This is a genomic window from Acinetobacter gerneri DSM 14967 = CIP 107464 = MTCC 9824 (genome assembly GCF_000368565.1).
Classification (GTDB): domain Bacteria; phylum Pseudomonadota; class Gammaproteobacteria; order Pseudomonadales; family Moraxellaceae; genus Acinetobacter; species Acinetobacter gerneri.
This window is the reverse complement of record NZ_KB849537.1, coordinates 227,489-247,868: the sequence shown is the minus strand read 5'-3', so window position 1 is coordinate 247,868 and position 20,380 is coordinate 227,489. Positions and strand designations below refer to the sequence as shown.

The window sequence follows — 20,380 nt, the reverse complement described above, 5'->3', positions numbered from 1 at the left end:
CATTGTCTACACCATTTAGTTTCGTTTTATGAAAGTCATTTTAGATATTGTGTTTTAAACAATATTGAGCTGTAGTCAAAATAAAAGAAGCCAGAACTATGAAAGAAAAAATAAAACAATTGATTGAATCAATAGCCTTAGTTGAAGATTGTTATTGTCAAGAAGATGTTGAAATTTTAGATATTTTCACAGATGAACTTCAAGAAATATTGATTGATTTGGAAAGTTTACTCACTGCTTGGCAGGCAACTAAAACTGATCAAACAATCCTGAAGAATATACGTCGATATTTTCATACCTTGAAAGGTTCTGGTCGTATGATTGGGGCTAAAAGTTCTGCAGAATTGGCATGGACGGTAGAAGATTTACTCAATCGAGTTATATCTAAAAAAATTCAATTAAATGATGGGATTATGGAATATGTTTCTGTTGTCTTTAGATTGTATTTGAACTGCTTAGTGCATGATTTTAAAAGTAAAATAGAGCATCAATGTGATTTTCGTCCTTTTATGTATTTGGGTATGCAGCTACAAAAAGGTGAATCACTTAATGACTATCATCAAGCGCTACTCGATTATTTTAAAGATTTAGACGTTGAAAACTTATATAGCAAAACAAAACTAGAGTTTGCTCAAGACATTTATAGTGTTGTTGAAAAAAATGTATCAAATCAAAATCATGATTTACTAGAAATTGATCTTGAAACGCTCAGTATTTTTATTGAAGAATCACAAGAACATTTATCTACGATTCAGCATTTTATAGCGCTAGCTCAACCAGAATCTGATGATTTTAATCAGTTGCTACGTGCAGTTCACACTTTACGTGGAAGCTCTGCAATGGCACAAGTCGAGCACATTTTTATTGTGAGCTCTTTTGTTGAAGATGTTTTGAAATCCTTGATTCAAGAAGAAACGATAGATATATCAAATAAACGAGCTTGGTTAGCGCATTATCATGATTTTGTTGTTCTATATTTGGCAGCAGTACAATCTGAAAAAAATATTGAATATTTAAATGAAATCTATCAAATATATGAGCTTGAATCTAAGCAGTTTGATCTTGCAGAACTATCGCAGTCTGAGTCTACACCTCAGTTGATACATGATATTTTACATTTGAAAATTGATGAGCTTTTGGATGCTGAATATCAATTTGTAGAACGAATACAGCATGATTCCCAAAATTATCTCGCGATTTTGATTCATCAATGTGATGTTTTAATCGAGAAGTCTCAGCACAAAGCTACTCAAGCTTTAGTCGATTGTGCTGAAGCTTTGAAAAGTGCATATCGCATTTTTATCCAGTTAGAAGAGATTAAAAATAATCCTTTGACTATCGCATTTTTTGCACAAGCACATCAGGTATTGATTCAATTATTTGATCATTTAGCTGCTGGGCAACGTCTTTTATTAACACCTGAAAATACTGCAAAACTCACCCAACTAAATCATTATTTAACACAAATACAAGCCGAAAATGATGCAGAAAATGAGTCTCGATCACTCAACCAATTAGATGAAAACTCGATTATACAAACACATGAGGATTCAGTACTTTCGGTCATTTATGAACAAATTTCACTTGATAAATTACTTTATGATTCGTCAGAAATTTATACTCAATTTGATCCAGACTTATTGAATATTTTTACAGAAGAAGCAGATGAGTTATTGATACAAATTGATCTGGCACTTAGCCAATGGTCAGACGATATTACAGATGTTGATATTTTATCTAAATTGATGCGTTATTTGCATACCTTAAAAGGCGGAGCAAATATGGCTCAAGCAGCATATTTAGGGTTAGTTGCGCATCATTTGGAAAGTATTTATGAAAAAATTATTCATCATCAGATTGAGGCAAATCATAGCTTAGTAACTGTGATGCGCTTGATCCAAGATGATGTTGCTGATCGTGTCGCAATTTTAAAAACTGATCGTATAGATTATCCCGTAGCAAACTTATTAAATTATCTAAAAAATATTGGTCAATTACATGTGGTTTCTAAGCTCGAACGCGAGCATTTAGATGTTGCTGCAACTGATTTGCAATCTAGGAGTGAGAACAATGTCGATTTAGAGCTAGTATTCACTGAAATTTCTACATCGAATATCGAACAAGCGAATGATGTTATTGATGATACAAGTTTGGAAGAAATCGCACATCAGGCTTATGTTGAAGAAGCATCTGAATTGATCACTCGTGCTTTAACCTTGCTTAAATCATGGTCTGAAGCACGTGAAAAACGTAGTTTACTTTTAGAATTACAAAGAATTTCGCACACTTTAAAAGGTGGTGCCCGTATCGTCGGGCTGACGAGTGTTGCTGAGATAAGTTATGCCTTGGAAATTAGTTTTGAAAAATTTGCTCAACATCATTTTAATTCAAATATTTATGATGCTTTGCTTGAGAAATCATTTAAAGCACTTTATCACTCGATTATAAATGCTCAGTTTGATGAAATTCTGATTTTAACGCAAAGCTTAAAACAGCTTGATTTTGAAAATATTTCCTTGAAACTACCTACAAATGTAGCCTTGAATGACGATGACGTTTTACAAACTCATTTTGAGATTGTGCAAGGGGATGGTACAGAACCACCAGCGATGTCGGGTGAGCTTCAGAGTACAAATGTGTTTGAACAACAGCATGAGATGGTCAAAATATCAGCTGGTCTGGTCGAGAAGATGATTGATCTTTCTGGTGAAAATTCTATCAATAGGTCTCGTATTGAATTGGATTTGACACAGTTGAATAGTACTTTGAATGAAATGGAACTTACGATTCATCGTTTGGCTGACCAACTTCGTCGTATGGAAGGAGAGCTAGAAACACAGATTATTGCAAAACATGATGATGGCTCATTACTCAATTCAGATTTTGATCCATTAGAAATGGATCAATATTCTTCATTGAATCAGCTTTCTAAGTCTTTGGCCGAATCTGCTTCCGATTTGGTCGATTTTAAAATGACTTTGGCTGAAAAAATTAGAGATACAGAAAGTTTGTTATTGCAACAATCACGTATTCAAGCCGAGATGCAAGAAGGCTTGATGCGTGCACGACTAGTACCTTTTTCTCGTGTAGTACCACGTTTACAGCGCTTAGTACGTCAGATATCTACATCATTAAACCGCCCAACTGAATTGCAATTTTCAAATGTTCAAGGTGAATTTGACCGCAATATTTTGGAAAAGTTAATTACTCCTTTTGAGCATATGCTTCGCAATGCAATTGATCATGGGATTGAAGATACAAATCAGCGATTAAGTGCCAATAAGTCTCCAACTGGTAGCATTCAATTGGATGTTGAACGATTAGGCGGTGAAATCATTGTCACTTTTGCAGATGATGGCCGAGGAATTGATGTTGAAAGTATTCGTCAAAAAGCGATTGAAAAAGGTCTAATCCATACCAATCAATCTATAGATGATCAGGAAATTTTACAGTTCATTTTCAATTCTGGTCTAAGTACTGCCAAACAGGTCACTCAAATTTCTGGAAGGGGCGTTGGCTTAGATGTGGTTCAGAGTGAAATTAAATCATTAGGTGGGCAAATCTCTGTTGTATCTGAGCTGGGCAAAGGGACGACATTTACGATCCGAGTGCCGATTTCAGTTGCGGTGAGCGATGCATTAATGGTGAAAATTGCTGATCAACAATATGCAATTCCGCTTGCACAAATTGATCGGATTATTCGTATTTCACCTATGCAATTGGATGAATATTTTAATAGTCATGATGATTATTTTGAAATTGATTTCCAAAGTTATAAATTACGTTATTTATCAGAGTTTTTAGGCAACCAAACCCATCCAAAATTGAAAGGTATCGGACATTCTCTTCCTGTGCTTTTGGTTAAAAATAATTTAGGACAGACAGTAGCCATTTTAGTTGATCAAATCATTGGTTCACGTTCGCAGATTGTGGTGAAACCTATTGGTCAACAATTTTCACAAATTGGTGTGATTTCTGGTGCGACGATTTTAGGAGATGGTCAAGTTTGTCTCATTTTAGATAGTCAAAATATTGCAAGACAAATCCAAAGTACTCAGAGAATCAAACAGATACATACAGAAACCTTGGTAGAGCACAAATCGCATCAGCGTAAAGTCATCATGATTGTTGATGACTCTGTGACTGTACGGAAGGTTGCAAGTCGCTTGTTAGAGCGTCAAGGTTATGAGGTGCTTACAGCTAAGGATGGATTGGATGCAGTAGAGCAACTGGAAAATATTCGCCCTGATCTCATGTTACTTGATATCGAAATGCCACGTATGGATGGTTTTGAACTGACTCAACATGTGCGCCATCATGCGATACATGCCCAATTGCCTATTATTATGATTACGTCAAGAACTGGAGAAAAACATCGTGAGAAAGCATTTGCTTTAGGGGTGACACGTTATATGGGTAAACCTTTCCAAGAAAAGATACTTTTGCAAGAAATTGAAAGTTTATTGACAAAAAAGATTGTAAATGAAGGCTGATTCACATGAATAATTTAATTTTTAATCAAAATGATCATCATGAATTACAGCATTTAATTACAGCTTCTTCTGGATTAGTCGATGCTTATATGATCGAATGTTTTGAAAATATACCGATGCTATTGCCACAAAATATCATTTTATCCGCTATAGACTGTGAAACGGATGCTAAGCTGATTTATTGGCATGATCAACCATTGGCAGTTTATCCAATTCATCATCCAAATCGTAAAAAGGGCGTAGCTTTGGTCATTGAAGCTGAAAATCAGTCTGATCGGTTTGTGTTGCTTTGTGATGCGATGCCTAAAGCCGTTCGCATACGAATCTCTGAGTTAGTTGATGATCTAGAACAAGAGTTAAGCCCACATATCTATCAAGTCGTTAGATTTATGGAGCAGCTCTATCAAATTCCAGATTTAGATACGATTCAAGCAATTGCTCAAAAAAGTAAAATACCAGCTTAAATTTTCAGCATAAAAAAAGGGAATCACGATTCCCTTTTTAAATTGGCATGTGATTAAGCGAGAAGCTTGACTAAGATTTGCTCGTAGATTTCAGCTAATGGCTCAAGCTCTGCAACATTTACATGCTCATCAATTTGGTGAATTGTGGCATTTAAAACACCTAATTCTAAAACTTGCGCTCCAGTTGGCGCAATGAATCGACCATCAGATGTGCCACCACTGGTTGATAATTCAGTTTCAGTCCCTGTAACTTCACGGATTGCATCGCGTGCAGCATTGACTAATTCACCAACTGGGGTAAGAAAAGGTAGACCAGATAAGGTCCAATCAATTGTGTATTGTAATTGATGTCGGTCCAATATCTCGATCACTCGGGCTTTTAAGATGTCTGCAGTTAGTTCTGTTGAGTATCTGAAGTTAAAAGTTACATCCATTGTTCCTGGAATTACGTTGGTCGCACCAGTTCCTGAATGAATGTTTGAAATTTGGAATGAAGTTGCAGGGAAGTATTCATTGCCATGATCCCAAACGGTTTCACACAATTCGGCAATGGCTTTCGATGCTTCGTGTATTGGATTACGCGCCAAATGAGGATAGGCTACATGACCTTGTTGGCCTTGAACATGCAAGACACCATTGAGGGAACCGCGGCGACCATTTTTGATAATGTCACCTAATTGCTTAGTACTTGATGGTTCGCCAACAAGACACCAAGTCATTTTTTCATTGCGTGCTTCAAGCGTTTCTACGACTTTTACTGTGCCATTGATCGAAGGACCTTCTTCGTCTGAGGTAATCAGAAATGCGATAGAACCTTTATGATCTGGATGTTTCTTTACAAAACGTTCAGATGCAACAACCATAGCAGCCAATGCAGTTTTCATGTCCGCACTGCCACGACCATACAATTTCCCATCACGAATTTCTGGTTGGAATGGATCTGAATTCCAAGCGTCTAGACTACCCGTTGGCACAACATCGGTATGACCTGCAAAACAAAAAACAGGTGATTCAGTACCACGTCTTGCCCAAAGATTATCAACATCTTCAAAACGCATGTTTTCGATATTGAAGCCTATTTTACTCAAACGATCCGCCATAATGGTTTGGCAAGTATGGTCAATAGGGGTTACAGAGGGCTGGCGTAGAAGTGCTAAACTTAAATCAAGGGTTTCGGAAGTCATGTAAATGCTAAATCGTTAAAAACTTTGCTAACTATGATAATAGAAGATCGAGAAAAAAAGCACTTATAAATAAAAAAACCTTATCAGATGATAAGGTTTTTTTAGATGATCTATTTCTTACAGTTTATCTTGTGTCTTTTGCGCAGTGTTTGTAACAGCATCACCAGCTGAAGAAACATCTTTACCTACACCTTTAAATGTATTACATCCAGTTAAAACAAATGCTACTACTAAAGAGGCTGCCAAAATTTTTTTCATCATCATCTCCACGTTAAAATTATTCTGATGTGTAAATAGACTAAAAAGAATGATAAAAATTGAACATTGTTTTTTCATTATAAATACGTAAATAAATGTTCGTATTCAATCCATATTTAACATTAATTTAACAATTTACGCATGGTAGTGCTGTATTTCTAAACATATAAAACTGTTGTGTCGTCCTGTTGTGATACAAACCATCTGTCCACCAATAGGCAGGTGGTGAGCTTTGTTGCCAATCGGGACAAATCCATTCCTGACGTTGTAAACGATAGAAGTCTTTTAGCGTTTCATTCCCCCAAGTGCCTATTCGACGCTCAGAATTGACCCATAGCGGTAGAGCATTATTTAGGGCATTGGTCGGCAAATAGAGTTGACCTTTCATTATGGCAAAACGTCGATCTATCGCATGATTTTTCACATAATTGAACTTAAATTGTTGATGACTAAAATGTGTCAGTTTACGGAGTAGGGTATCCGTCCGATTTAGACCGTACCAATGCTGAAGCGCAAGGTCATGTTCAGCCAAATAGTATTTTAATGCCACTTCCCAGTGTTCAATTTCTTGAGTTTTCTTATTTAAAATCAGAAAATCCAATTCCCCAAGCGTATTTGCACCTTCGATGATTTGGATACTATGCCCAATTAATTGGTAATGATGATACGCATCATCCAATAGCCAAAACCAAAAGAGATATTCAAAACGTAAACCTAAGCGAGTGCTTTTTAATTGTTTTAAAAACTCCACTAAAGGCGTAGGGTTATTATCCAATTCAGTTAAGCGTTTTTCATAAGCTAGAAAATGTTCGAAGAACACTTGTTCGTGATGCAATTCAAATGCATGTTGTATGTGCAACTGATCAGGAATTTGGCTTAAAATATTGGGACTAGCAACAGTAAAAGCCAGTTGGCGAACTATTGGTGTTTTGTATTTTAACCAAGGTTCAAAAAGCAAGGTTTGTTCAAATATATTTTGCATTGGCTTGAGATGTTACTGTAATTGAGAATCAGATTCATTTAATATCCGTTTATATTATCTTAATTTTATCGTTTGAGTGCTAAATGAAAATATTGTTTTGGCGAAGTCTTGTTGTGATTTTTATCATTCTTGGCTTTATCGGTGCATTACTACCGGGTATGCCGACCACAGTATTTTTGATATTGGCAGCGTGGGCTGCATCAAAGGGCTGGCCACAAATGGATGCATGGCTACTCAATCACCCCAAATACGGTCCTACGCTAAAAGCATGGCGTGAAAATGGCACGGTTCCTAGAAAGGCTAAATGGATCGCGTGCAGCATGATGTTCGTGAGTGCCATTATCATGTTATTTACGCCAGCACCTTTATTGGTAAAAATCTTTACCAATGTCACAATGTTTATTGTAGCGGTTTGGTTATGTATGCGACCTGAACCTAAAAGTTAAGTTTTTTTCTCAGTTTGATGTAGATTATTTGGCTTTTCATGGTCGGGATTAAAACTAATTCAAATAGAGCAAACGAAATCATTATCTAAAATGAAATACGCTTATCTTGAAATGGCTATAAGAGATAGAATTTTAGGAAAAAAAAATGAGATTGCATGCTTTAAACATTCATTTTCAATTCAATCTTGAAAATTATTTTTGTATAAATAGATAAATATTAAACAAAAAATGCCAGTTTTTCGTAGAAATGATCTATTTTTTAATCATTCAAACCTAAAATGTGAGTTTCCGTAAGAAAAGCGTTTGACAGTCAGTAAAGATTCTCTATAATGCACCACACAAACGATAAAGACGTAAAGGGCGCTTAGCTCAGTTGGTAGAGCGTCTGCCTTACAAGCAGAATGTCGGCGGTTCGATCCCGTCAGCGCCCACCAAACCTTTATGTTTAGAATTTAGTGCAGCGGTAGTTCAGTTGGTTAGAATACCGGCCTGTCACGCCGGGGGTCGCGGGTTCGAGTCCCGTCCGCTGCGCCACTTAATTCTTTGTTTGTATTGTTATTTGTTTGAAAAAATAGATAATGTGACGACGCAGCGGTAGTTCAGTTGGTTAGAATACCGGCCTGTCACGCCGGGGGTCGCGGGTTCGAGTCCCGTCCGCTGCGCCATTTCTTACAGAGGTGTAAGAAACTTAAATCTCCTGATTTGAGAATCGAATAAAAAGAAAAATCATAGATTTTTCTCTTGCGTTCGGACAAAGCGTTGCTTTGTTAATCCTCACTCAGGGCGCTTAGCTCAGTTGGTAGAGCGTCTGCCTTACAAGCAGAATGTCGGCGGTTCGATCCCGTCAGCGCCCACCATATTACTTTACTTCGGTAAAGTGCCGCAGTGCAGCGGTAGTTCAGTTGGTTAGAATACCGGCCTGTCACGCCGGGGGTCGCGGGTTCGAGTCCCGTCCGCTGCGCCATCTCTTGATTGCTTTATCTTGAGTGGTTATTATAAGAAAGTTAAATTTAGGTGAGTGAGTAATCTGGTATTGCTCGAACAAAGTAAAATTTGTTTATCCCTTGCTCAGGGCGCTTAGCTCAGTTGGTAGAGCGTCTGCCTTACAAGCAGAATGTCGGCGGTTCGATCCCGTCAGCGCCCACCATATATTATTATAATTTTTTCTCTTTTTTTTAATTTTTATCATGAAAAATCCATATCAAAGAAAAACTTCGGCGAAGTCCAAGAAGTCTCAATCCATACTTTCTCCTAAAGACGCTTATATCCAGTTTTTGAACAAAATTTGTCATCAAGCCTGTGTTTATTCGATTTATAACAATGGCTGGACCATTTCAACCTTGGTATCTGGTGAGCGTGCTTTTCCATTCTGGCAGTCAGAAACTTTGGCGAGATTGGTTTTGCAGGGGCAATGGGCCGATTTTGAAATTCGTGAAATCAGTTTTAAAGATTTGATTGAACGGGTGTTACCTTATATTAAACAACAACATATCAGTGTGGCTTTGGATATCTCACCAGATGGTAAGTATCTACCTTCAAATGCAGATAGCTTGATGATTGATTTAAAAAGATATTTATATTTACTTAAACGAACTGATCCGCAATTATTTAGCAATCAGGTTTTGCCTGAACCTAGAAAATTACGGATCAATTTCTAAATTGATCAAATGGCTGGATCTTATTTTTAAATTGATATCAGTTTAAAATCGAGTATCAGTATTCTTTTAAGACCCATCCGCTGATATAAGCAAAATATTCTCTTAACCATGCATTGTAGCGGGTACTGAGTGGCGTAGGTGCACTGATCATTTGGAAATGATCATAGCCTTGTTTACGTGCGATTGCTGCAGCTCTGAGGGTATGGAAGTCACTGGTCACGATTGCTAAAGTTGCATGTTGATTGAGCCCTTGTTGTTCTAGGATCATTTGACTGTTTTTTAGATTAAGTTCGGTACTGGTACTTTTTGATTCTTCTAATAGTTTGTTTGGATCAAGTTGGTATTTTTCGATTAGATAGTGTTTCATTGCGCTTGCTTCAGTGATTTTTTCACCAAAATCCAAACCGCCACTCAAAATCATCCAAGCATTGGGATTGTGCTTTGCAACATCAGCCGCTTGATCTAGGCGCATAGCTAGGGTAGGTGTAGGTATGCCTTGCGAAATACCACTCCCCAATACAATGATGGCCTGTGGTTTAAAATCAGGGCTGATATTTTGATGGCTCTGGCTTAAGTAAATAAAAAATCCAACCAAACTGATCGCCCAGAGGCTAAATAAGGTCCAACCCATTTTCCAAAATTTATTGAGGGTTGCTCTTTGATTTAAGAAAAGATGAATTTTCTTATAAAAAATGGCGTAGACGCAAAAAAATAGACCAATGAAAAAGGGCAGTATCGTCCCTAAGTGCAATTTTTTGAGTGCAATTAAAATCAGCCCATCCAAAAATAGAATCAAGCCAATAATAAAAAACAGGATTTGTTTGAAACTTTTAAACTTCATAATACTTAACGCTTATTATTGTTCTATCAGTTTAGTCAATTTTAAAGCTGAAATAAAATAAAAAGGCAGGAGAATGTTAATGAATTGAATAGAAGTTCAAAATGGCATGAAGTTGGTGTATTAAATTTTATCCACCAACTTCGAAATGAAGCTTTAAACTGTTATAAAAAATTTGATTCTTTGAAAATGTTAGATGTGTAAGGTAACACCTATTTGAAAACCACGTCCTGGTAATGGAGCAATATATTTTAATGGAGAGTTTTGAGGGCGTGCTTCGTCATTTAACAAGTTCGTTCCATTTAAAAATAAATCTACATCTGCATTTTTCAGTTGAACTTTTTTATTAATGTATAAATCCACTAAGTTATAGCTAGGTAGCGGTTCTTCTGCATTGACATTTTTACCTAAGTATTGCGCTTTTTCGTAGTAAATACTCGAAAGACGGGCAGTCCAATCTTCTCGATTCCATTCGATACTCGCTCCATAACGATTGGTCGGCATATTGGTGAAATAAATACCATCATTATTTGTAACTTTGCTTTTAGATGATTCTAGTTTATTTTTTACCAAGTCTGCAAACGCAGAGACTTTAAATTTCCCATAATTTCGAAAATCAAAGCTATAACTTGTATCTATTTCAAAACCTGTAATTTTTGTATCACCTTGTGTCCAATATTTCAAAGGGACACGATTTGCTGATGTGGTCATCCCTGAGTTAGTTTGATAAAGATAATTATCAAATTTCGTTTGATATGCTGTTCCAGTAATCATCGCATTGGCGATATTGAGTTGAGTTGTAAATTCTAAACTTTTAGAACGTTCTTTGTTTAAATCTTGTCGACCTTCTTCGTGTACCATTTCCGAAAAATGTAGACCACTTGCATATAATTCATTGATTTCAGGAGCACGAGAAGAATCGCTATATTTAAGATGAAATTTTAAGTAGTCAGTTGGATTAAACCCAATGCCTGTAAAATAACTATGTAAGTCAAAATCTTGATCTTTCAATTTACCATTTGGACTGTTACGGGATTGATCGAAACTTCCATCCTTGACTTGATGATCTACTTGCTCAAAACGATAACCTACTTCAAATAACCAGAGACTCCAGTTAAATTTTTCCGTAAAAAAAACTGCACGAGTATCTGTTTTTACGTCAGGCAAATAACGTTTGTTGCCAGAACCCGTGACATCTCGTGTTGAAAAATTGAAACCAAGACTTCCATTTAACTTGTCCCAAGCTGAATGATTTAACAGAAGCTCAGCTGATGTAGTATCAAATTTATATGTATTGGCATTGGTTGAACCCAGATACTCTCCAGATTTATTTATATTTTTGGTGGCATTGAATTGAACGTTATCTAGTAGACCATAGGGAGTTTTGAACAGGCTTTGTATAGAATAGCGATTTTGTTCATTTTTAACGTTGACTGGAGTGCTGTTGTAAACTTTTTGAAAAGTGAAATTATCCATAGCAAAGCCTGGAACGCCATATTCTGAGTTGATACGGTCCAAACTAATACCAATATAACTGCCGTCATCTAAAAAGTATGTATTTCCTAGAGCAAAATGAGTGCTTTCAAATGCGCTATTCCAAATTTTTTTGTTGGTATCAGGGGTAACATCTTTGTTAATTTTGTCCTGCTTATATTGGGGCGTGTTTGCTACATAGTTTGGATTTGGCGTATTGTGATAAGTTTTTCCGCCTCGTTCTGTAATTGCATCATTGGTATATTTTGCAGATTCTAAACCATCATAATTATCCCAAAAAATCGAAGGATCATTTTCAATTTGTTTGAGTACATAGTCATTCATATAGGGCTGCGAACCCGTGTGATAAGTTGATTGAATAGAAGCATCTTTTTGGCAGGCATCAGCCAGAGTGCTGTTGATTCCTCCTGTACTTGGGAATAATTTACTATTACAAATACTGGCTTTACTCCGTCCAGGAATCTTGTAGGAAGAGATTTCTTGACGAGAATATTGGATATTGGTACTTAAGTTTTTTTGATTGTTGACGTTGATATTTATGCCACGTGCATCGACATTATTAAACCCTTTTTTCATGATGATATCTATGCTATGACTTTTTTCCTCCATTTCTTTTGAAATAATTCCTGTATCAATATTTACACTTCCCCCTATGGCATGCCCACCATAACGTACGGCATCTGATGATTTATCTACCGTGATTTTTTGACTAAAAATAGGGTCAAATGGAATACCAATATTGCCACTGATCGAGTTCATGCCATTGAGAGATTGTCCATTCTCATAGACACCGACTCGATTACCACTTAGGCTGCGTATAACAGGCCCACCTGAATTTGGCCCAAAGGAACTGCTTTGTACCCCTGAAATATGCTTGATTGCATCCCCCAATGTTGTGATATTCTCAAATCGATCTTTATTTATAATTGCAATATTTGTTTGATTTTTTTCTTCTTTTTCATCATATGCCTCACTAGATATAGCTTTGAGACGAACAAAATCAGGTTCTGCAGCATACAGAAGACCTGATTGTAAAAGGGTCAAAGTATAGAAAGATAGTTTGTTGAGTCGCATATAATTAATAGCCTGATGAATTTATGTAATGTTATAACATAACAATAAAGTATTTTAAATTAATAACACACAAACAATTAATATTTACTTCATTTTTTAAATGAGAACGCAAAATTTATTTGTTTTATTTCCAATATAAAAACTATTAGAGCTAATCTGTATTTATAAATTGAAAATTATAATAGTATTTTATGATGGTTTATTCTCAAGTTAATACTTTAGATGTGGTTTTTCACATATTAAATCTAAATCATTGAGCACATAAAAAAGACCTCAACTGAGGTCTTTTTCTGGTTTTGATGATTAAAAATGTGTATTCATTTATATGCAATTTAAATGATTATTCATCAAATAAACAGGACAAGTGAAAATCAATATACATCTCGGCGGTAGCGTTTAGCCTCACGCAGTTCATCAAGCTTTTCAACGCCTAAGATATCAATCAAGGCTTGCTCTACACCTCCAGCCATTCCTTGAATGCTGCCACATACATAAATAGCTGCACCATTTTCAAGCCATTGTTTCAACATATCAGCATTTTCACGGAGCTTATGGTGAACATAGACTTTATGTTCTTGATCACGTGAAAAGGCAAGGTCTAAGCGTTTTAACTTGCCAGTTTCTTGCCAAGATTGAATGGTGTCTTTAAAGAAGTAGTCACGTTCAGATTGACGTTCACCAAAGATTAACCAGTTTTCAGCTTGCCCATCCTCGATACGTGCATTCAATAAACTCATCAATCCAGCGATACCTGTACCATTACCGATACAGATGATTGGGCGTGGACCTTCGATGAGATGGAATGCTTCATTTGTACGGATATTGACATTCACTTTGTCATACAAAGCGAGATGCTGTGTCATGAAGCCTGAACCTAAGCCTAATTCACCATTTTCATCAATAGTTTGGCGAATGACCAAAGCCAATACCTGTTGAGATGGGATACTCGCAATCGAATATTCTCGGGTAGGGAGTAGAGGTAGTTTCGCAACTAAATCATCTAAGTCATTAAAATCAAGCTCTTGACTGAGATCTTTTTCATGTAATGCCTGTGCAATGGTCTGCCCAGTCGTGCTGAGTTGAGTATTTGCATCAATATGATACTTTTCCAAGAATTTTCGAACGCGATTTATGCTATTTGCTGTTTGAATTTCTGCAATATCACCCGCTTGCCAAGTCAGTTCTTGCGTGGTTTTTAACTGAATATGAAAAGCAGGCGCACCTAAGCTGTCTGGATTGAGTAAGTCACGTTGTTGTAATGACCACTCTGAAAATGCTTTTTCAATCACAACTTCTTGTAAATCAAGTTGTGTTGCTGCAGCAAGTGCTGTATTCCATTTTTGTAGATCAGCTGGATTGCCATTGTCCACTTCAACTGTAGGGAAGAGCGCTTGAGCAGCATTTTCTTTGAGCCAAGCCGCGATTCCATGACCAAATTGGCAGTAGCTTTCTGGATATTCTTTAGAACCTAAAGCCAGCACAGCAAAACTTAGATGTGAAAGATCAAGTTTTTCATGCATCAATTTTTTGCTAAAACTGGTTGCCAAATCTGGTGCTTCACCTGTGCCATAAGTACTAGCAATGAAAATAATATGTAGCGCATTTTTCAAATCATTGCTGGTTAGCTTTTGAATGGCGATAACACTTTTTGGCAAAGATGCTTCACGCAAACTGCTAGCAGTACGCCAAGCCAACTGTTCAGCGACACCAGTTTGTGATGCATAAACGATTAACCACGGTGTAGCATTGAGATCAAGTGTACCCATCGGTGCAAGATTGCGTGCAGCCAAGGTCAATTTCTTTTGTTTACGTCGTTTGAGATAAAGCATCCAACCTGTGACAAAGAACAGTGGCATCATCAATGACGCTAACATTACTAAGAATTGGTAGACTGGACCAAAGAAACTACCACGGTGCACTGGCAACATACTCGACATGATTTTTTCGTTGAGTTTTTTGTCTTCGTAGAGATCAAATTTGCCAAATTGTGCATTTTGATAATCAAAGCTGACTTTGTTACGTGCTCGTTCGTGTTGAACAACAGGATCCACAAAAGTGATTTCCAGTTTTCCATCAGGTTTTTTAGGAATATTTAAACTAATACTAGAATAACCATGTCCAAGATTGTTTTGAATCGCTGTCCAAGTTTGGGTTAAAGCAAGATTAACTTGTTCTGGTGATAAACCTTTTTTCCCTTCTTTTTGATCACGTTGATCATTGGCTTGCTCAGATTGACGACCTTGCTCGGATCTTGCTGAGCGGTTTTCATTGCCTTGTAAATTGGCACGATCACCTTGACGATTTTCTGGATTTGCATCTGCACCATCACGAGGGCCTCTGGCGTTTTCACCATCACGAGGGCCTCTGGCGTTTTCACCATCGCGTGGTCCTTTACCACCTTCGCCTTGCATTTGCGGAGCAGGGCGTTCAACCCCCATGACTTTGTACATGCCATTACGCCACCAATCGTATGACCAAAACAGACCTGTACAAGCTAATAGTAAGTAGAAGACAATAACCCAAGTCCCAACGACAGCATGTAAATCCCAAAGAAAGTTACGACCTTTGAGTTTGGGTTTGATCACAAACCATTGACGCCAAGTATGTTTTTTCGGCCAGCGTAGATATAGACCACTGAAAATAAAAAACAGCAACATCAATGTACATGCACCAGTAATTTGCTTACCTACTTCGCCAGCAGTCAAATTACGATGTAATTGTTGAATAAAAGCAAAAAACTCACGACCTTTGACTTCAGGTAATACTTCAGCGGTATAAGGGTTGATCATCATGGTATAGCCTCGACGCGCACCTTCTTTTACGATGTTGATGCTGCTTGAAGCGCTTGGATCTTGATCAATGGTAATGCTATTTATTTTTATATCAGGTGTATTTTTTTGAAAATGTTGAAATATTTCAGCAGGGGATAGTTTATTTTGATGATTTGGAACTTCAACCGTAAAGCTACTGGGATTGATCCATTTTTGAATGGGTTGTTCGTATGAAAAAATCGCGCCTGTCAGTCCCATAATGGACAGTATCAAGCCAGCAGTAATCCCGAGAAACCAGTGGATCTGGAAAAAAAATTTCTTAAGCATGAGTGGTGTGAAGTTGAAGTTTGAATTGCTGCATTATAAAGCAAGATTTAGAAGAAAAAATGGATTTTGAAGATAATATTCATTCTCATTATCATTTTTATTGCATAATTGTTATTGTTTATAAAAAGACCTCCATATTTTGGAGGTCTTTAGGGTCTGATGGCATTTCACAACTGAATTGCGTTGTTCGCTAAAATTATAGCGTTTTTGCTGTGCCTACAACTTCTTTAAGATGCTTGCGAATGGTTTCAAAAGAGAAATTTTTTGTGTTCATGCGCTTAGGTAAGATGTATGCACCTTGTTGTTCTTTCACTTTAAAATTGAGCAGCATAAAATCAGGAGTATCATACCATTCATAGATATCTTTCCATGAAATCGCACCAACACCTTCTTGGACACCCATTTGTTGGCGCATCACGATGCCGTGTGGTTGTACACCGAGTTTAATGCCTTTAATTTCCTGAGCAGGAAATTCATTCATTTTACGTTTTACGTACCATTCCAAGCCAAATTTACGGATCAATAAATAAATCACCACGCAGGCAATCATGATCCAAAACAAGATGGTTGAGTAGTTTTTAATGAATACGATGCCAAGCAAAGCAAGCGCAATAACCACGCCCATAATTGCCCAAGCTTTAGTACCGATTTTGTTGGTGCTGCGCCAAATCAACAGTTGTGCATGACGTTGTTCAGCTTCTGAAACTTCGTATGGAACTGGTTGTAATGTGTATGCGTAAATATTCTTTGCGGTCATAGTGTCAGTAGCAAATTTTAAACTGGTCAGAGTTTATCATTAAATTATCTAAACGAGGGAGTATATTGTACCAATTTACCAGCCTATTTAGAGTGAAGCGAGTTCAGTTGCATCGTTGTCCCGATCGTGACTTAAACTTTGTTTTAAAGTACTGTAGGACTTGAGAATACTAAACATTAATGAAAGCTGTTGCAATATAATCAGTGATTTAGGGGAGTCATGTTCACTTTGATTTAGACGCTGACGGACACTTTGTAGCATATTGTGTGCAGTCAGATCGGGAACTTCGTCACGCAATAACGCACCTTGTATATCATCAAGGGCTTGATCAAGTAATTTTAAAATTTCAGGATCATCAATTTTTTCACGATGTGCCCCGAGTGCAGCTATATAACTTAAAAAAGTATGATTTAGGCATAAAAACTCAAATGCCAATGATTTTTGGGTTGGATCAATATCGGGTTCAGTCGCTAAAGTAGAAATCAATGAAGCAACTTCAGCATCGGTATTATGAGCAGCACGACGAACAACACGATAGTTGAGTGCATTATTTTTGCCGTGATGATATTGGGAAACAACCTCAGCCAAATAATTACACTGTGCATTTAAAGAGCGACTGATACTGTGCGGTAAACGTCTAAACTTCCAGTCTGGGAAGATAAAACTCACCCCAAACCACGCCAAAGCACATCCGATAACGGTATCGATCATGCGGGGTAGAGCAGCAGAAAAACCTAAGCCATCTAGGTTGAAATTCATCAAAGCTAAAATGGTGATAAAAGCAGTCGCTTGCGCATATTGTTTACTGCGAAGTTCAAAGAACAACACGCCACTTAGGACCAAGACGACCAATTGACCTTCGACGGAGGGCACAAAATATAAAATGGCATATCCTGCAATAATCCCACCTAAAGTCCCTATGATTCGTAATCTGAGACGACGTTTAGTGGCGTTAAAGTTAGGTTGGCTGACAAATAAAGCGGTGAGCAAAACCCAGTAGCCATACTGAATATTGGTAATTTGAACAAAAATATAGCCAATCAAAAGTACCACTGATACACGGATTGCATGTCTAAACAATACCGATTCTGGGGTCAGGTTTTGTTTGATGCGAATCCAAATGTCTTGCATGCCTTTGAGATCGTCGTCTTTAAGCTGATTTTCGATATATTTGGTTTTATCAAGTTTGATATTGCGGACTGTTTCGATATTTTTAAGTTGTGCATCAATCGCTTTTAAATTTTGATAAAGTGCAAAGAGTGCATTGACCCAAATTTGGTCATAATACTGATCATTTCTTAGCTTATCTAAGGATTTTCTAAGATTTTCAAAAGCATATTCGAAACGGCTATTATGCTGATAGGTCGAACGATGCAAAATACTATCGCTCAAATCCTTACAGGCTTTGCCTTGCAGAGATAAAATTCGTTGGAATCGAAATAGAATGTCGCTATGTTCAAACATTTTTGCCAATTTTTGATAATCAATATGTGCAGAATCAGCACGTTCATGAATATCTTGCGCTACAAAATAATATTGCAAACTTCGGCGGGTATCTTGTAAACCTCGGTCACCTTTTAAACGGGTCAGTAGGGCAGTTTTCATATCGTTGAAAATGCCGATCAATTGCCCATTTTCAAGGGTGAGGTTGATCATACTTTTTTGGTAACTGCTGGCCGTCATATCCACATCAAACAAATTTGATTTTGAATATAAAAAATTGCCCAGAGACGAATAGCATTGGGACAATTTGTCTTGGACTTGGCGTACAGGAAAAAGTAGAAAGCTAATCGTAGAAATCAGTCCATACCACGCTGCACCTGTCACCAATAACACAGGCTGAGTGTACCAATGTTCAAATAGATGCACACCGAGCATGGAGTAGACGGATACCACCAAGCATCCATATGAAATGGTGGCATAACGACGGCCGAGTGAACCGAGTAAAATCCAGCCTATACAAGAAATGATTAAACCAATCGCAAATAAAATTGGGTAGGGAAATAACAGTTGAATTGAGGCTGCTGTGATAAAAAAACCGATGTAGGTATAAACCAAATTCATGATACGTACAGAAAAGCGATCATCAATATCACTTAAACCTGCCGCAAGAACCCCCAGTGTAAGGGGAATGGTCATGAGCTGATGCCCTAAAAAATACGGTACAAAAGCGGTACCAGAAAATGCGATGACCATTCTCAGGTTATACATAAATGTGGTGTTGTATGTCGCTTGTTTCAGTCGCGTAAGCCAAGATTTCAAAATTAAATCCTTACCCATTTTTTTATGGTTAAAAACCATGCGAATAATTTAGTTAAAATGTGAACAATTATGTGTTGAATAGACAAATTATACGATGATCCGTGTAAACTTGTCTGTATTGATCATGATTTAAAAACTGAAATTTTCTATGTCTGGACAAAACGCTGGAAAGCAGTATTCAACGGGCTGGATTGTGTTATTGGCGTTATTTACATCGCTAGGACCATTATCCATTGATATGTACCTACCTGCTTTGCCACAAATGGCACATGACTTTGGTACTACAACTCAACAAATCGCAAATACGCTTCCTGCCTATTTTCTAGGTTTGGCAATCGGTCAGTTAATTTACGGTCCTATCAGTGATCGAATTGGACGTAAAAAACCACTGTATTTTGGAATGGCGCTCTATGCCATCGCCAGTCTGTTTTGTGCATTGGCAGGTGATGAATGGAGTTTGATCGCAGCGCGTATATTGCAAGCACTTGGTGGCTGTGTTGGTGTGGTTATGGCACGTGCCGCGATTCGTGACAAATTGGATGTACAAGGTTCGGCTCAGGCTTTTGCCAGTATGATGATTGTGATGGGTATCGCGCCAATTCTGGCACCGACTTTGGGGGCTTGGATTTTACAGTTTTTTGAATGGCGTGCCATTTTCGTAGCTTTGGCATTGATTGGATGCGGACTTTTTCTCTGTGTGCATTTCTTCTTTAAAGAAACTTTGGCGGTAGAACGTCGACTAAATTTATCATTTAGTCAGGTTTTTATTTTATACGGTGCAATCTTTAAAGATAAAAGTTTCCGCTTTCCGATGCTTGCAGGGTGCTTAACAGGTGCAGCGTTATTTTGTTATATCAGTTCAGCGCCAGCAGTATTGATGGATGGCTATCATCTAGATCAACAGCTTTTTGCTTATATTTTTGGTTTTAATGCCTTTGGGATCATTATTTTATCTTCGCTCAATAAACGTTTAGCAGGCAAACTCAAAGTTGTTCAACGTTTAAAAATGGGAGGTTTCATCCAAGTTGTGGGTGCACTCATTATCACGATTTCGGGATTGATGCATGATGCACCTTTGGCATTGGTCATGTGTGGCATGTTTATGGTGGTTTCGGGGATTGGTTTTACAGGTCCTAATGCGATGGCTTTGGCAATGTCAGAGCAAGGTGCGAGAGCGGGTACTGCCAGTGCAATCATGGGCAGCATGCAGTTTAGCTGTGGGTTAATTGGTGGTGTATTGCTCAATCTTTTGGTTTGGAATGATTTGATCAATATGGGCGTCTTGATGCTCCTGTTTACTTTGAGCGGACTCGCTGCTATTTACATGGTGGCAAAACGCTTAGAAATGCAGAAAAAAGCCATCTAAAATTTA

General features: G+C 37.5%; 13 protein-coding genes and 6 tRNA genes. 11 read left to right on the top strand and 8 right to left on the bottom strand.

Going from position 1 to position 20,380, the window contains the following annotated elements:
• The first annotated feature begins 98 nt into the window (after positions 1 to 98).
• Together F960_RS02850 and F960_RS02845 are read left to right on the top strand one after the other, a co-directional pair.
• A complete protein-coding gene (locus tag F960_RS02850; RefSeq protein WP_004857240.1) occupies positions 99 to 4,493 on the top strand; it encodes a hybrid sensor histidine kinase/response regulator in 4,395 nt (1,464 codons plus the stop codon).
• Positions 4,494 to 4,498: 5 nt separating this feature from the next.
• A complete protein-coding gene (locus F960_RS02845) occupies positions 4,499 to 4,957 on the top strand; it encodes a hypothetical protein (protein ID WP_004857237.1) in 459 nt (152 codons plus the stop codon).
• Between the two features lie 53 nt (positions 4,958 to 5,010).
• Here the strand turns inward: F960_RS02845 and dapE are convergent, their stop codons facing one another.
• From dapE to F960_RS02830, 3 genes are all read right to left on the bottom strand, one after another.
• The gene (dapE, locus tag F960_RS02840; protein WP_004857233.1) at positions 5,011 to 6,141 is read right to left on the bottom strand and encodes a succinyl-diaminopimelate desuccinylase; all 1,131 of its coding nucleotides are present in this window, start codon (positions 6,139 to 6,141) and stop codon (positions 5,011 to 5,013) included.
• A gap of 117 nt (positions 6,142 to 6,258) precedes the next feature.
• On the bottom strand, positions 6,259 to 6,402 hold the full coding sequence (locus F960_RS02835) for an entericidin A/B family lipoprotein (RefSeq protein WP_020847023.1): 144 nt from the start codon (positions 6,400 to 6,402) through the stop codon (positions 6,259 to 6,261).
• A gap of 124 nt (positions 6,403 to 6,526) precedes the next feature.
• Complete coding sequence (locus tag F960_RS02830) at positions 6,527 to 7,381, bottom strand: DUF1853 family protein (protein ID WP_004857228.1); 855 nt, start codon at positions 7,379 to 7,381, stop codon at positions 6,527 to 6,529.
• An 83-nt stretch (positions 7,382 to 7,464) separates the two neighbouring features.
• Here F960_RS02830 and F960_RS02825 point away from each other — a divergent pair, with 83 nt between their 5' ends.
• From F960_RS02825 to F960_RS02790, 8 genes are all read left to right on the top strand, one after another.
• Positions 7,465 to 7,827, top strand: coding sequence for a YbaN family protein (locus F960_RS02825; RefSeq protein ID WP_004857226.1), 363 nt, complete (start codon positions 7,465 to 7,467; stop codon positions 7,825 to 7,827).
• 358 nt (positions 7,828 to 8,185) lie between these two features.
• Positions 8,186 to 8,261: transfer RNA gene (locus F960_RS02820), tRNA-Val, on the top strand.
• A 23-nt stretch (positions 8,262 to 8,284) separates the two neighbouring features.
• Positions 8,285 to 8,361: transfer RNA gene (locus F960_RS02815), tRNA-Asp, on the top strand.
• A 54-nt stretch (positions 8,362 to 8,415) separates the two neighbouring features.
• Positions 8,416 to 8,492: transfer RNA gene (locus F960_RS02810), tRNA-Asp, on the top strand.
• A gap of 116 nt (positions 8,493 to 8,608) precedes the next feature.
• Positions 8,609 to 8,684, top strand: a tRNA-Val gene (locus F960_RS02805).
• A gap of 30 nt (positions 8,685 to 8,714) precedes the next feature.
• Positions 8,715 to 8,791 (top strand) — tRNA-Asp (locus F960_RS02800).
• A gap of 107 nt (positions 8,792 to 8,898) precedes the next feature.
• A tRNA-Val gene (locus tag F960_RS02795) sits at positions 8,899 to 8,974 on the top strand.
• Positions 8,975 to 9,014: 40 nt separating this feature from the next.
• Positions 9,015 to 9,485, top strand: a complete 471-nt coding sequence (locus F960_RS02790; RefSeq protein WP_004857223.1) for a DUF2750 domain-containing protein — start codon at positions 9,015 to 9,017, stop codon at positions 9,483 to 9,485.
• A gap of 55 nt (positions 9,486 to 9,540) precedes the next feature.
• Here the strand turns inward: F960_RS02790 and F960_RS02785 are convergent, their stop codons facing one another.
• From F960_RS02785 to yccS, 5 genes are all read right to left on the bottom strand, one after another.
• On the bottom strand, positions 9,541 to 10,326 hold the full coding sequence (locus F960_RS02785) for a YdcF family protein (protein WP_004857220.1): 786 nt from the start codon (positions 10,324 to 10,326) through the stop codon (positions 9,541 to 9,543).
• A gap of 189 nt (positions 10,327 to 10,515) precedes the next feature.
• Positions 10,516 to 12,891 (bottom strand): TonB-dependent receptor, encoded by a 2,376-nt coding sequence (locus F960_RS02780; protein ID WP_004857215.1) that lies wholly within the window; start codon positions 12,889 to 12,891, stop codon positions 10,516 to 10,518.
• A gap of 371 nt (positions 12,892 to 13,262) precedes the next feature.
• Positions 13,263 to 15,989: a PepSY domain-containing protein gene (locus F960_RS02775; protein WP_004857211.1), complete on the bottom strand. Its 2,727-nt coding sequence runs from the start codon at positions 15,987 to 15,989 to the stop codon at positions 13,263 to 13,265.
• Positions 15,990 to 16,185: 196 nt separating this feature from the next.
• Positions 16,186 to 16,746 carry a YcxB family protein gene (locus F960_RS02770; RefSeq protein ID WP_004857209.1) on the bottom strand — a complete coding sequence of 187 codons (561 nt, stop codon included), beginning with the start codon at positions 16,744 to 16,746 and terminating at the stop codon, positions 16,186 to 16,188.
• Between the two features lie 87 nt (positions 16,747 to 16,833).
• Positions 16,834 to 19,008, bottom strand: coding sequence for a YccS family putative transporter (yccS, locus tag F960_RS02765; protein ID WP_081401775.1), 2,175 nt, complete (start codon positions 19,006 to 19,008; stop codon positions 16,834 to 16,836).
• Between the two features lie 148 nt (positions 19,009 to 19,156).
• Here yccS and F960_RS02760 point away from each other — a divergent pair, with 148 nt between their 5' ends.
• Positions 19,157 to 20,374, top strand: a complete 1,218-nt coding sequence (locus F960_RS02760) for a multidrug effflux MFS transporter (RefSeq protein WP_004857203.1) — start codon at positions 19,157 to 19,159, stop codon at positions 20,372 to 20,374.
• Positions 20,375 to 20,380 lie beyond the last annotated feature (6 nt).

Bases quoted from the DNA above. Each gene is read 5' to 3' on its own strand.
- F960_RS02790 (WP_004857223.1), top strand. From the start codon at position 9,015: ATGAAAAATCCATATCAAAGAAAAACTTCGGCGAAGTCCAAGAAGTCT.
- F960_RS02770 (WP_004857209.1), bottom strand. From the start codon at position 16,746: ATGACCGCAAAGAATATTTACGCATACACATTACAACCAGTTCCATAC.
- F960_RS02760 (WP_004857203.1), top strand. From the start codon at position 19,157: ATGTCTGGACAAAACGCTGGAAAGCAGTATTCAACGGGCTGGATTGTG.
- F960_RS02775 (WP_004857211.1), bottom strand. From the start codon at position 15,989: ATGCTTAAGAAATTTTTTTTCCAGATCCACTGGTTTCTCGGGATTACT.
- F960_RS02785 (WP_004857220.1), bottom strand. From the start codon at position 10,326: ATGAAGTTTAAAAGTTTCAAACAAATCCTGTTTTTTATTATTGGCTTG.
- dapE (WP_004857233.1), bottom strand. From the start codon at position 6,141: ATGACTTCCGAAACCCTTGATTTAAGTTTAGCACTTCTACGCCAGCCC.
- F960_RS02845 (WP_004857237.1), top strand. From the start codon at position 4,499: ATGAATAATTTAATTTTTAATCAAAATGATCATCATGAATTACAGCAT.
- F960_RS02830 (WP_004857228.1), bottom strand. From the start codon at position 7,381: ATGCAAAATATATTTGAACAAACCTTGCTTTTTGAACCTTGGTTAAAA.
- F960_RS02825 (WP_004857226.1), top strand. From the start codon at position 7,465: ATGAAAATATTGTTTTGGCGAAGTCTTGTTGTGATTTTTATCATTCTT.
- F960_RS02850 (WP_004857240.1), top strand. From the start codon at position 99: ATGAAAGAAAAAATAAAACAATTGATTGAATCAATAGCCTTAGTTGAA.
- F960_RS02780 (WP_004857215.1), bottom strand. From the start codon at position 12,891: ATGCGACTCAACAAACTATCTTTCTATACTTTGACCCTTTTACAATCA.
- F960_RS02835 (WP_020847023.1), bottom strand. From the start codon at position 6,402: ATGATGAAAAAAATTTTGGCAGCCTCTTTAGTAGTAGCATTTGTTTTA.